General features: G+C 57.0%; 11 protein-coding genes. 5 read left to right on the plus strand and 6 right to left on the minus strand.

The genetic code is table 11. From position 1 onward, the window contains the following. Positions 1–36 precede the first annotated feature (36 nt). Both ENH71_RS07205 and ENH71_RS07210 read left to right on the plus strand, forming a co-directional pair. Entirely contained in the window at positions 37–1,596 is a 1,560-nt protein-coding gene (locus tag ENH71_RS07205) for a sensor histidine kinase (protein ID WP_294132598.1), read from the plus strand. Then, positions 1,593–2,285: a response regulator transcription factor gene (locus ENH71_RS07210; RefSeq protein ID WP_294132601.1), complete on the plus strand. Its 693-nt coding sequence runs from the start codon at positions 1,593–1,595 to the stop codon at positions 2,283–2,285. The genes ENH71_RS07205 and ENH71_RS07210 overlap by 4 nt, the downstream gene beginning before the upstream one ends. 16 nt (positions 2,286–2,301) lie before the next feature. Here ENH71_RS07210 and ENH71_RS07215 read toward each other — a convergent pair whose 3' ends face one another. Then, positions 2,302–3,156: a delta-class carbonic anhydrase gene (locus ENH71_RS07215; protein ID WP_294132603.1), complete on the minus strand. Its 855-nt coding sequence runs from the start codon at positions 3,154–3,156 to the stop codon at positions 2,302–2,304. Between the two features lie 122 nt (positions 3,157–3,278). Between ENH71_RS07215 and ENH71_RS07220 the strand changes: the two genes are divergently transcribed. Beyond that, the gene (locus tag ENH71_RS07220) at positions 3,279–3,587 is read left to right on the plus strand and encodes a cupin domain-containing protein (protein WP_294132607.1); all 309 of its coding nucleotides are present in this window, start codon (positions 3,279–3,281) and stop codon (positions 3,585–3,587) included. A 5-nt stretch (positions 3,588–3,592) separates the two neighbouring features. Here ENH71_RS07220 and ENH71_RS07225 read toward each other — a convergent pair whose 3' ends face one another. Both ENH71_RS07225 and ENH71_RS07230 read right to left on the minus strand, forming a co-directional pair. Then, on the minus strand, positions 3,593–3,784 hold the full coding sequence (locus tag ENH71_RS07225; RefSeq protein WP_294132611.1) for a PLDc N-terminal domain-containing protein: 192 nt from the start codon (positions 3,782–3,784) through the stop codon (positions 3,593–3,595). 142 nt (positions 3,785–3,926) lie between these two features. Next, positions 3,927–4,442, minus strand: coding sequence for a CIA30 family protein (locus tag ENH71_RS07230; protein WP_294132613.1), 516 nt, complete (start codon positions 4,440–4,442; stop codon positions 3,927–3,929). Between the two features lie 56 nt (positions 4,443–4,498). Here ENH71_RS07230 and ENH71_RS07235 point away from each other — a divergent pair, with 56 nt between their 5' ends. Together ENH71_RS07235 and ENH71_RS07240 are read left to right on the plus strand one after the other, a co-directional pair. Continuing rightward, complete coding sequence (locus tag ENH71_RS07235) at positions 4,499–6,022, plus strand: glutamate synthase-related protein (RefSeq protein ID WP_294132616.1); 1,524 nt, start codon at positions 4,499–4,501, stop codon at positions 6,020–6,022. A gap of 48 nt (positions 6,023–6,070) precedes the next feature. Then, positions 6,071–6,451 (plus strand): VOC family protein, encoded by a 381-nt coding sequence (locus ENH71_RS07240; protein ID WP_294132619.1) that lies wholly within the window; start codon positions 6,071–6,073, stop codon positions 6,449–6,451. A gap of 53 nt (positions 6,452–6,504) precedes the next feature. Here ENH71_RS07240 and ENH71_RS07245 read toward each other — a convergent pair whose 3' ends face one another. The 3 genes from ENH71_RS07245 to katG all read right to left on the minus strand — a co-directional run bounded on the left by ENH71_RS07245 (position 6,505) and on the right by katG (position 12,170). Continuing rightward, on the minus strand, positions 6,505–8,130 hold the full coding sequence (locus tag ENH71_RS07245; protein WP_294132622.1) for an agmatinase family protein: 1,626 nt from the start codon (positions 8,128–8,130) through the stop codon (positions 6,505–6,507). A 64-nt stretch (positions 8,131–8,194) separates the two neighbouring features. Next, positions 8,195–9,622, minus strand: coding sequence for an arginase family protein (locus ENH71_RS07250; RefSeq protein ID WP_294132624.1), 1,428 nt, complete (start codon positions 9,620–9,622; stop codon positions 8,195–8,197). 319 nt (positions 9,623–9,941) lie between these two features. Next, complete coding sequence (gene katG / locus ENH71_RS07255; protein WP_294132627.1) at positions 9,942–12,170, minus strand: catalase/peroxidase HPI; 2,229 nt, start codon at positions 12,168–12,170, stop codon at positions 9,942–9,944. Between the last annotated feature and the right edge of the window lie 154 nt (positions 12,171–12,324).

The following is a 12,324-nucleotide window of genomic DNA, read 5'->3' on the forward strand; positions in this document are numbered from 1 at the left end:
AGAGCTTCGCAACTGTGATGACAAAGGCAACCCAGCATGTTTAAGCGGAAACTGTACCTGTTTGCCGGTGTCTCCACGGCGGCCCTGATTGTGGTGTTGATGGCAGCTGCGGTATCGGCACAAATTACCCGGCAGAATCTCTCGCAGAGCACCATGGCGCAGACGTTGCTTATCGAGCATCAGCAGCTGTCGAGTATCTCCTATCGGTTATTCAAACAACTGACGGATGGATTGATATTCGGGCAGACTGCCAACCAGGCGGGTGTGCGCAACAAGCAGCAGCAAATCGACGAGTCCATCAATAACATTCGTCGTCTCGAGCTTGCGCAACGCCAACAACTTGGCCTTGAGATTACGCGCGGCAGTGTTGAGGACACGGAGGGGCTTGCTCAGCTGATTGCGCAGATCATTGATGAATTTCGCGCTATCGCCGCCAACCGGGATGATGTCCCGTTGAATATGCAAGACAGTTTGCGTACCTTGCTTGAGGTCACGATCGACAATCAGTTCCGTGAAGCGATCAACGACGCGGTCACCCGGCAAAGCAGTGTGGTTGTGGCTATCAATGCCCGCATTGATATGCTGAATACCGCAATTGTATGGTTCACCGTAGCGTTTGGTGTATTGGGTCTGCCTCTGATCATATTGGCCTGCTGGTGGTTGATCAATCAACTCTATCCGCCACTGCAGGCGATCTCCAATGGTGCCAAAGCGCTGGCGCAGGGTAGCTACGACCATCGCTTGCCGGATAACCTGGATAGCGAATTTGATCCTATCGTCGAGTCCTTTAACTCCATGGGCCGACAGTTGCAGGAGCATGAGCTGTCGGTGGAGCGTTCCCGAAAGCAGCTTGAATTTGAAGTCGAGCAGCGCACCCGTGAACTGACGGATGCAAATGCCAAACTTACCGATATTGATAACAGGCGCCGTCAGTTCCTGGCAGATCTGAGTCATGAGCTGCGCACGCCACTGACCGTCATCCGGGGTGAGGCCCAGGTCACCTTGCGTCAGCCTGTGATCAGTGAAACTGCAGGCCGACAGACCCTGGAAGTGATCCACGGCCAGGCTGTGGGGCTGAGCCGGCTGGTTGACGATCTGCTGCTGCTGGCGCGGGCCGAGTCTGGCCAATTGATACTGGAGCCCGAGACGTTCGCGATCGAGCCCTGGCTCAGGCAGCAGGTCGATCACTGGCGTCGCCTCGCACCGGATTACAGGATTGCGTTTGAATGTGATATCGACAGTCCGCAGACGCTGCTCTCCGGGGATCAACACCGGCTGGCTCAGCTCATGGCGATTCTGATAAACAACGCCATCAAGTACTCTGAGCCCGATACAACCGTTCTGGTCAAGGCGTTGCAGCGGCCGTATGAGTTGCTGATCAAAATTACCGATCAAGGCGTTGGTATTGCGCCATCCGACCTTCCGTATATATTTGAGCGCTTCGTCAGGGTCAATCGTTCGATAGAAGGTTCAGGTCTTGGCCTGGCTATCGCGCGAACCATCGCAGAAGCTCACCACGGAGTACTGAGTGTCGATTCAGTGCCGGGCCAGGGTTCTACATTCACGTTATGCCTGCCTATGGAGTCGTCATCATGAAAGTGCTGATTGCGGATGATGAACGCCCGCTGTTGAATTTTATTGCACGTGGCCTCAGTGCTGAAGGCCTGGACTGTGTCACGGTCAGCGAATTGCATCAGGTCAGCATGCAGGCCCATCAACATCAGCCCGATGTGATTGTACTGGACCGACTGTTTGGCACAGAGGACAGCGTGCAGGTGTTACCCATGATTCTGCAGCGCTCGCCGCAGAGCCGCATTTTACTGTTAACAGCGCTGGATGACGTTAATGAACGGGTGGCCGGTTTGCGCGCGGGGGCCGATGACTATCTGTGTAAACCGTTTGATTTTGAAGAGTTGCTGGCACGGGTACAGGCACTGGGAAGACGCCTGGACGACCCGCAGCAAGGCACCAACAGTGTGCTCAGGCACGGCAGCCTGACTCTGGATCAGGGCAGCCGCCTGGTGTGTCTGAATGCACAGGATATCCCGCTGACCAGTCTGGAGTTTGATCTGCTGGCATTCCTGATGCAGAACAGCGGCAAGGCATTGTCCCGGGAACGGATCCTCAACAAGGTCTGGGGCAGTCAGTCCGAGCCGTTGACCAATATTGTCGACGTGTATGTCAGCCGGTTGCGGCAGAAAATAGATCCTGCCTCACCGGCCGCTTCCATGATCCAGACTGTCCGGGGATTGGGTTACCGCTTCCAGTTATCCCAGAACCCGTAACCCGGTATTGCGCCAATCATTCGATTGGCGACAACAGTGCCGGAGCCGTCACCAGATTGCGAACGCCATGCGCTGCACTCTCAGCGAACACGTTGTCGTTACACCAGTCACCCACGGTTTCGATGTCAACAAACGCCACCTCAGGGCGGACGCTCCAGCTCACCAGCAAGGGCGATCCGTTTTCATTGTAAGCCGGTCCCGTCGTTGATCCTGCGTATTGAATTGGCGATCCTGTGTTGGTCGGGATGTTCAGTGCCTGGTGATAACCATTGCGCTCGCCGATAGCCGCCAGCTCGGAGAAGTCCAGCGCTGATCGATCGTTGACCAGCACGAAGACCTGACCTTCCACGCGAAGTTGGGTATTCATGGTGTTATCGTTGAGGCAAGCACCCAGGGTTGGTCCGGGCGCAATCTGCGCGCTGGAGAATACATAGTGCACTTCGATGGTGTCGCCAGGCTGCAGCGATGCGTTATTGGCCGGGCAGATTTGCCCGCTGACCGGCGCTAGCAGGGCACTGGCCAATTCACCGTCGTAGACAAAGCCGGTGTGATTGCCGTGGCCGTCGCCATTGCCGGCGTAACTCGTGAATTGCCCACCTTTGTGCTCGGCACTTGCGTGAAAGTGGATGTTGCACAAGTTCATCTCATCATGCGCCGGTGCCATGCTGAATATGCGCTGATTGTCACCGTGGTGATTGGATAAGTCGCGCGGTGATTGCGGGCCAAAACCCTGGCCGGCCGTGTTTTCCAGCAATGTCTGATTCTGCTGGTCGATGACACTGTCTGCCACGGCGGCGCCATGATCATTTGCAGAGACTGTCAGCGAAGCTGACATGCCTATTGCGCCGATCGTTATTGCCAAGTATTTCATGCTATCACTCCTGGTGTGGGTTATCAGCCACCCACAGTAGTGATAGATTACGAATTGATAATGAACTTTACATTAATATTGGATTAACAGGATTGCCACCGAGGCACACAGAGGTCAGTCAGATGTCCGGAAAATACCCTGACAGGATAAAGCAATTGCCGGTGTTTGATGGCCGTTTTGATGCTTACAAACTGGCAGCAACAGGCGGCGATGTGTTGTTTGCGTCCTACCCGGCCGGCACCGAGATCCCGCCGCATACCCATGACACAGACAACTACGGCGTGATTACACGAGGGGAGTTGCTGTTGACCATAAATGGCAGTCAGCAGCGTTTTGGTGTTGGTGACTGGTATCACGTGCCTGCCAACACCGTTCACGCTGCCACTTTTGACGCAGACACGGATGAAATCGAATTCTGGTTTGCGCCCTGAGCGCGCTAGCGCTTTTTGGACGATTTGGGCCCCAGCAAGAGCCACAGTATCAGCCCCAGTACCGGCAATAACAGCAATACGAGTATCCAGAGCAGTTTGCTGGTGCCGCCGGCGGAACTCTGCGCCACCTGAACCACCGCCCAGATGATCACAATCAGCCAGATCAGGCCCAGTACACCATTAATTTCAACTCCCATCGGTTTGGTCTCCATTCGGGTATTCAGTACCCGTGTGTAAAAAGTAAAGGTCTGCGGCTGCCGGCATCGAGCACAGCACCTGCCTGTTAATTGAACTTACTCCTCGTTTCGGGGCGATACAATGACTTTTAACGCAGACCGTCTAAATCGCCTTGATCCAGTCAACACAGAGTAGAAAGGAACCTTCGCGTTTATCGGCGAGCAGAAAACCCATTTCTTCGACGCCGGCCGGGTCAAAGGCCGGGCCTGACAATTTCCGGCCGCGCACGGTGGCCTGCAACTGACTGAAATGCAGGCGCAGCTCCAGCCAGGTGTTTTCAATGGTCTCGAAAGTCGTGGCGTAGGCAATGCGGGAGCCCTGATAGTGGGCATTGGTATACAGCCTGAACTGATAAGGACGGCCGTCGCCCCGCACGCGCAGTAGCACACTGTCAGCAGCACTGAGATCATGGTGCTGTTTACGGGCCCGAATGGAGGCAAAACCACTGTTATTGGTCAGGGCAATACGGCCCGCGAATATCAGCCTGCCATCAACAATCTGCGGGCTGCTGCGCGACTCTCCACCCATAACACTGTCGTTGACAGGGTGCCAGGCGGTGATGCTGCAAGGATCGCTAAAATCCATTAAGGTCAGGGGTTCGTAAGGTTCTGTATTCATGTTGTAACCATGGACTGATACCCTTGGCCCAGTCAACTTAAACAGAGGTTTTTGTCATGAGCGAACCGATAGTAGCGGATAACAAGCCCATCAAGAAATCGTTGACCAAGGGTGAGACTTACTTCTTCTGTGCCTGTGGCCGGTCCGGTGATCAGCCTTTCTGCGACGGCTCTCACAAAGGCACGGGAATTACGCCGAAGAAATTCACTGCCGAGGGCAGTGAAGATGCCTACCTGTGCCAATGCAAGCACACCCGTAATCCGCCGTATTGTGACGGCACGCACAAACGCTTTACAGACGACCAGGTGGGCAAGGCGGCGGCAGATGCCGGCATCATCGCCACGTCGACCAAGGAAGAACCAACACTGTCATTCATCCAGCAGCTTGCCAAGGACGGCCTGTCATCGGTTGGCCATCACGGGCCGATGACGGCAATGGGCGTGCCACGGCATTCGCTGCCGCATTGGGATGATATACAGATCATGGTGGCGCAGATGGCTAACAAACCCCTGATGGATGATGTGGCCGTCGCAACCGAACTGGTCATCGGACCGGAGGCGAAGAAACCGCTGCTACTGAAAATGCCCTTGTTTGTATCCGACATGAGCTTTGGCGCGTTGTCAGAAGAAGCAAAAGTCGCCCTGGCGAAAGGTGCCGAACTTGCCGGCACTGGCATCTGCTCGGGTGAAGGCGGTATGTTGCCCGAAGAGCAAGAGGCAAACTCACGTTATTTCTTTGAGTTGGGGAGCGCAGCATTTGGCTACAGCGAAGAACTGCTGGCGCGCGTGCAGGCGTTCCATTTCAAGGGTGGTCAAGGCGCCAAGACGGGCACCGGGGGGCACCTGCCGGGCAGCAAGAATCAGGGCAGAATATCGGAGGTGCGTGGCATTCCCGAAGGGGAGGACGCGATATCGCCACCTACATTCAAGGATCTGTCGACCGTTGCGCATTTCAAAAGCTTCGCTGGCCGGGTCCGGGAAATAACCGGCGGTATTCCGGTTGGCTTCAAGTTAAGCGCCAATCATATTGAGCGCGACATCCAGTTTGCACTGGACGCGGGTGCTGACTATATCATTCTGGATGGCCGCGGCGGTGGCACCGGCGCAGCGCCGGAAATGTTTCGTGATCATATCAGCGTGCCCACGATTCCGGCGCTGGCGCGGGCCCGCCATTATCTGGACAAACAAAACGCCAGTGGTCGGGTGACACTCATTATTACCGGTGGTTTGCGAGTGCCGACGGATTTTGTCAAGGCGCTGGCGCTGGGTGCTGATGGCATTGCCGTAGCTAACAGCGCCATGCAGTCAATCGGATGCATGGGCGCCAGAATCTGCAATACCAATAATTGCCCGGCGGGTATCGCCACGCAGCGTCCGGAGTTGCGGCAACGCCTTGATATTGATGACGCCGCCGGGCGGCTGAAGAACTTCCTGGAGGCATCGGTGGCGCTGATGCAGGTCATGGCGCGGGCCTGCGGTCATGATTCGCTGAACCAGCTCAATAACAACGACCTGGCAACCTGGCATCGCGAGATGGCGGATTTATCGGGTGTGCGTTACTCTGGCTTTAATGCACGTTAAACAACAAGGCTGTCGCTTCTGACAGCCGACGATAAGGAGAGAGTAGGAATGTTCAGCCACATCATGCTGGGAGCCAATGATATTGACGCATCAAAGACATTTTACGATGCTACGCTGGGAGCCCTGGGCGTTCAGCCGGGGATGGTCGATGCCAAGGGGCGTTGTTTCTATCGGACCAAAACCGGTGTTTTTGCTTTGAGTAAGCCGATTGACGGCGAAGCCGCCTGCAATGGCAACGGCAGTACCATCGGTTTTGCTGCCGACAGTCCGGAGGCGGCCGATGCCTGGCACAAAGCAGGCCTGGCCAACGGTGGCAGCGCCTGTGAAGATCCACCCGGCGTGCGTGAAGGCGCCGGCATCAAGATGTACCTGGCCTATCTGCGCGACCCTTCAGGCAACAAAGTTTGTGCTTTGCACCGGGTAGCATAGGTTTTTCATCAGCCAGCACAGGCGTGCCGCCCGCGTGAGCGGGCGGGCGCAAATCATTCCTGCTCTACCGCCTCTTCAAGATCATCTTCCAGATCTACAGCCTCGTCTTCATCCTTTCTCTCCAGCGCTTCTGTGTGACGCAGGAAATCCGCCTGATCGCCGTAATAATCATCAACCGCATGCTCTGATGATACCGGGCTGAGGTAGAACGACTCGGTCAGACCTTCTTCGCGCATGGCCAGCCCGGTCAGACAGGCCTTGATGACATGTGCGCTATTCAGCGTGGTCATGTAAGTCGGGTCCAGGTACGGGTGCAGTTCCACCAGTTCAAAACCAACGACGTTGGCTTCTGCGCACAGTCGACGGACGATGGTAATTGATTCGCGCATATCAAGGCCGCCTGACACTGGGGTGCCGGTAGCGACGGCGAATGCCGGATCGATGACGTCAATGTCAAAAGAGATATAAAGCTTGCGACCTTCTTCGCTGGCCTCTTTCACCACCCGTTCAAGGGTCGCGTCCCAGCCGCGCTGTTCCACTTCCGCCATAGTGTGATAACGCATGCCGTTTTCGCGCATCCATTTGAAGGCAGCTTCATCAGGTCCGCTGGAGCGCAGCCCCACCTGAATGTAGTCCTCCATGCGCACATGTCCTTCATTCAGCAGACGATAGACCGGTGCACCATGGCTGATCAGGTGCGCGCTGCCCCACCAGGCGTCGTAGTGAGAGTCAAAGTGAATGACTGATACGCGTTCTTTGCCGTGCACATCCGCCATCGCGGCGACGTTCGAGTAGGACAGCGAGTGGTCACCGCCCACGATGACCGGTACGGCACCGGTGTTGCCGATCTCGCGCACGACTTCGCGGATGTGTTGCATGGAGCGTTCGGTGCTGGCGTTGTCGATGGCAATGTCACCGTAGTCAACGATATTGAGTACGCTGCCAGGGTTAACCTGAACGTACTGGTCCATGCCTCCCAAAGCGCGGCCCCGCACGCGCATGTCCGTGGTGGCCTGCGCGCCTGAATCGCGCCAGCCCGAGCCCATGTTCAGAGGGGCGCCGACAATCGCCACATCCACCTCGGCTGCTTCCAGGTCTTCCGGCGTCAGCGCCAGCGGGAAACCGCCAAATGTGGGAGGACCGCCACCGCCGTTGTAGCGACCCAGTGAAATGGTGCCGGGCTCACGCTCCGGGTCCATGGATGCAGGCCGGCGCAGGCGCCAGGCATTGAACATGGGGGAGTCGGTGTTGAGTGCGATATTGGGTGCGTCGCGATCTGCGTCGTAACGCTGGGCGCTGATCACGCCTTGCATGGCCTCGACCCAGGTCAGGATATGTTCCGGCGTGTTCTCTTCAAGGTACTCAACCGTATCTTCCAGGCTGCCCCGGAAACGACCGGCATCGCCGCTTTGCAGAAATTCGACCTGCTCTTCGCTAAGCAGAGCGAGCTTGTCAGACACACTGTCAGGTAATTCAATTCCCGGGCGGTCGTTCTCGCGCGGGTCTTCGGTATCGTAAGGGTAAGGGTTGGTGCCGGTGACATGCTCGGGTTCATCCGCCGCTGTGGCCGGCTGCGCCGCCAGTTGGGTGCTGGCGCTCAGGCCTGCCCACATGATGGCAGCGGCGAGTGGTAATAGTCTGGTGTTAGTGAGTGTTTTGGTATTTTTCGTTTTCATCATACGTATTCCAGTCATCAGTGCGGGTTTGAGGACGCTGTCAGGATTGTGGCCATGGTTCATGGGCTCAGTCCTGACCATGGTCAAGCGCCAGCGGATGAATTGCGTCCGGCGCAAAGCCGGCCTTGCGCGATGCCATGCCGACCAGGCAGGCATTAAGCACAGCATTGGAGTTCAGGGCAGACAGTCTGGAAAAATCCAGTGCGGGTGCCATGTCGGTGATTTCGAAACCGACGATCTCGCGGGCTGCGCACAAATAGCGCACCGTTGATGTGACATCGTTTATGCTCAGACCATTGGCGGATACGCGGCCGGCCGCGATGAGGTCACCGGGGTCAATGACGCTGACGTCGATGGAAACAAAAAGCTGTTCCGGCAACGCTTCCAGTTCGCTGACCACCCGGTCCATAACGGCGGCATAGCCGTTGCGATTGACTTCGGCCATTGTGTGATAACGTACGCCACTGTCTTGCAGCCACTGCAAGGTGGTTTCGGTAGCGGCATTGCCACGCAGGCCCACAGTGATCAGGTCAGCGCCATTGACGATGCCCTCATCCAGCAACATGAACAGTGCCTGGTCATCAGAAATGGTATGCACGGCATCGCGTCTGGCATCCGGGTGGGCGCTGAAATGCACCAGGCCGAAGCTGCCATTGCCATGCGTGCGGGCAACGCCCTTGACCGCCGGGTACAGGATTGACGTATCGCCACCGACCATCATTGGGGTGGCGTTGGTGGCTGAGGTTTCTGCGACCATGTCAGTGACGTGGTCAACTGAACGCTCGATGCTCATGTTGTCGACGCGGAAGTCACCGTAGTCAACTACGCTCAGTGCTTTCATGGGGTCTACCAGCGTCTGAATATCCGGCTCGGCGATGGTATCCAGTGAACGCATGACGTTCGGGCCGGCTTCCGCGTTGCGACGGCCGCTGCTCATATCGCTGGGAATGCCGACAATGGCAACATCCACGGAACCGGCGGTCAGGTCTTCCGGCCACACGGCAACCGGAGCGCCGGCAAAGGTTGGAATGCCGGATTCGGGGAAGAGATAACGATGGACGCTGAACGGCCCGGGGCTGCGTTTGTCGTCACGCAATATGGCCGGCAACAGAATGCCGCCGTTAAAGCCGGTTGATGTCAAATTAAGAGGCATGGCACCCATATCGCGGCTGGCGTCATAGCCCATTTCACCGGCGACTGCCATCAGGTCGGAGACCAGTGTCTGTACGCCGGCGGCATCACGATTGGTTAGTTCAAGCTCCATTTGACGCGCAGGCATGAATGGAAGAAAGCTGCCATTGGTGACGAAGCTTCGCTCATTGGATGCCAGACCCTGGAGCTTGCTGTTTAGCTCGTCTGGCAGTTCCCAGTTTTCAGCTGCGGTAGCCATACCGCTGCAGAGCAGGGCGCAGGCAGCGAGGGTTTTGAGCATGGGCGCTCGTCGTGACTTGGGGGATTTGTTGGTAGTGTCGGATGTACATATCGTACTGGGCATGCGGCATTGCTCCTGACCTGATCAATTTTCAGATAATTGGATTAAGCAAATTGGGTGCCATAGGCAGCCGCTCGTCGGATCGGCGACGAGACGTATTGCGATGACCCTTTATATATCAGGGGTTGCCGGGTTTCGATGCGTCAAACAACGGTGGTAGGGGTGCCTGTTGTACGAAGGCGGGAATCATGCGTACCGGGGCTGTTACCGGATTCGCATTGGGGCGTCAGACAGGCTGTTGCACTGTTGCGGTGCGCAAGCACAAGATGTTGGCGTTGCCGGGCGCAGGCTGTGGCAGCCTGCGCCCGGGTGTGCCGGTGAATTACGCCAGATCGAAACGATCAGCGTTCATGACTTTGGTCCAGGCCGCAACGAAATCCTTGACGAACTTCTCTTTGGCATCGTCCTGGGCGTAAACCTCGGACAGGGCACGAAGCTGGGAGTTGGAGCCGAAGATCAGGTCGACACGGGTGCCGGTCCATTTGACTTCACCGCTGCTGCGGTCACGGCCCTCGAAGACATCGGCATCGGCCGCAGTTGGCGTCCACTCAGTGTCCGGATCCGTGAGATTGACAAAAAAGTCATTAGTCAGCTTGCCCGGTGTCCGGGTAAACACGCCGTGGCTGGCCTGTTTGTAGTTGGCGTCCAGTACCCGCAGGCCACCCACCAGCACAGTCATTTCCGGTGCGCTGAGCGTCAGCAGTTGCGCCTTGTCGATCAGCATTTCCTCGTCAGGTACCGTGAATGCGGTGCGGCGGTAATTGCGGAAACCATCGGCTTCAGCGTTCAGCGGCGCGAATGAATCGCCATCGGTCTGTTCCTGCGTGGCGTCAGTCCGGCCTGGTGCGAACGGCACAGTCACCTGGTGTCCGGCATCGTTGGCTGCCTTTTCAACAGCAGCACTGCCACCCAGAACGATAAGGTCGGCAACGGATACCTGCTTGTTGCCAGACTGCGCGCTGTTGAAGTCTTGCTGAATGCCTTCCAGGGTCTTCAGTACGTTGCTCAGTTGCGCCGGCTGGTTCACTTCCCAGTCTTTCTGTGGGGCGAGCCGGATGCGGGCGCCGTTGGCACCACCCCGCTTGTCAGAGCCGCGGAAAGTCGAGGCTGCAGACCAGGCGGTGTAAACCAGCTCGGACACCGACAGGCCAGAGGCCAGCACCTTGCCCTTGAGGTCGGCGATATCCGACGTGTCGATCAACTCGTGACTGACAGCCGGGACCGGGTCCTGCCAGATAAGGTCTTCCGCCGGCACTTCCGGGCCCAGGTAACGCGATTTGGGGCCCATGTCGCGGTGGGTCAGCTTGAACCAGGCGCGAGCGAAGGCGTCAGCAAACTCCTCCGGGTTCTTGTGGAAGTGCTGACAGATTTTGCGGTAGGCAGGATCCTCGCGCATCGCCATATCGGCCGTGGACATCATGATGTGCACACGCCTGGACGCGTCCTCGGCATCCGGGGCGTGGTCCTTGTCGGCCAGCCCTTTGGCTTGCCACTGCTGAGCGCCCGCCGGACTCCTGGTCAGTTCCCATTCGTAGCCAAACAGCACCTCAAAATAGGACATGTCCCATGTTGTCGGGGTCGGTGTCCACGCACCTTCCAGACCGCTGGTGATGGCGTCACGGCCTTTGCCGCTACCAAAGCTGTTTTTCCAGCCCAGGCCCATCTGTTCAATCGCGGCTGCTTCCGGCTCGGCGCCAACATATTTGTCAGGGTCGGCGGCACCGTGGGTTTTACCGAAGGTGTGACCGCCGGCAGTCAGCGCAGCGGTCTCATAGTCATCCATGGCCATGCGCTCAAAAGTTTCGCGGATGTCTTTGGCCGACAGTAGAGGGTCAGGGTTGCCATCGGGGCCTTCCGGGTTGACATAAATCAGACCCATCTGGACCGCAGCCAGCGGGTTTTCCAGGTCCCGTTCACCGGAATAGCGGCTTTTGGGTTTGTCACTGGTGGCCAGCCATTCGTCTTCCGCGCCCCAGTAGATGTCTTCTTCGGGCTGATAGACGTCTTCGCGACCACCGGCAAAGCCGAAGGTCTTGAACCCCATGGTTTCCAGCGCTACGTTGCCGGTCAGAATGTACAGGTCGGCCCATGACAGGCTGTTGCCATATTTTTTCTTGATGGGCCACAGCAAACGGCGCGCTTTGTCCAGGTTGCCGTTATCCGGCCAGCTGTTCAGCGGCGCAAAGCGCTGGTCTCCGGCACCGGCGCCGCCTCGGCCATCGCCCATACGGTAGGTGCCGGCGCTGTGCCAGGCCATACGAATAAAGAAAGGACCGTAATGGCCGTAGTCGGCGGGCCACCAATCCTTCGAATCTGTCATCAGGTCGGCCAGATCTTTTTTAACTGCGGCCAGATCAAGTTTTTTGAACGCTGCTGCGTAGTTGAAATCCTCACCCAGCGGATTTGATTTCGTCGAATGCTGGTGCAGGATGTTGAGGTTCAGCTGGTTGGGCCACCAGTGTTGACTAGAAGTACCGCTTCCCCCTATTTTTGTACGGGAGCCGTGCATTACCGGGCATTTTTCGGCATTATTGCCGTTGTTGTTGTCCATGTCTGTCTCCAATCGTTGATGGGGTGGTGAATCCGATATTTTCTCAAGCGTGGTCCACGACTATACCTCATGTCTGAATGGCCGGTGAAAGACGTTTTATAAACCAGTGCAATAGATATTTTCTATCATTCAGCGAATCTGAGCCGGGGCCTGT

Origin of the sequence: Pseudohongiella sp., from assembly GCF_011050365.1 — a bacterium.
Classification (GTDB): Bacteria; Pseudomonadota; Gammaproteobacteria; order Pseudomonadales; family Pseudohongiellaceae; genus Pseudohongiella.

Bases quoted from the DNA above. Each gene is read 5' to 3' on its own strand.
- ENH71_RS07240 (WP_294132619.1), top strand. From the start codon at position 6,071: ATGTTCAGCCACATCATGCTGGGAGCCAATGATATTGACGCATCAAAG.
- ENH71_RS07205 (WP_294132598.1), top strand. From the start codon at position 37: ATGTTTAAGCGGAAACTGTACCTGTTTGCCGGTGTCTCCACGGCGGCC.
- ENH71_RS07235 (WP_294132616.1), top strand. From the start codon at position 4,499: ATGAGCGAACCGATAGTAGCGGATAACAAGCCCATCAAGAAATCGTTG.
- ENH71_RS07210 (WP_294132601.1), top strand. From the start codon at position 1,593: ATGAAAGTGCTGATTGCGGATGATGAACGCCCGCTGTTGAATTTTATT.
- ENH71_RS07245 (WP_294132622.1), bottom strand. From the start codon at position 8,130: ATGATGAAAACGAAAAATACCAAAACACTCACTAACACCAGACTATTA.
- ENH71_RS07230 (WP_294132613.1), bottom strand. From the start codon at position 4,442: ATGAATACAGAACCTTACGAACCCCTGACCTTAATGGATTTTAGCGAT.
- ENH71_RS07225 (WP_294132611.1), bottom strand. From the start codon at position 3,784: ATGGGAGTTGAAATTAATGGTGTACTGGGCCTGATCTGGCTGATTGTG.
- ENH71_RS07215 (WP_294132603.1), bottom strand. From the start codon at position 3,156: ATGAAATACTTGGCAATAACGATCGGCGCAATAGGCATGTCAGCTTCG.
- ENH71_RS07250 (WP_294132624.1), bottom strand. From the start codon at position 9,622: ATGCCCAGTACGATATGTACATCCGACACTACCAACAAATCCCCCAAG.
- ENH71_RS07220 (WP_294132607.1), top strand. From the start codon at position 3,279: ATGTCCGGAAAATACCCTGACAGGATAAAGCAATTGCCGGTGTTTGAT.
- katG (WP_294132627.1), bottom strand. From the start codon at position 12,170: ATGGACAACAACAACGGCAATAATGCCGAAAAATGCCCGGTAATGCAC.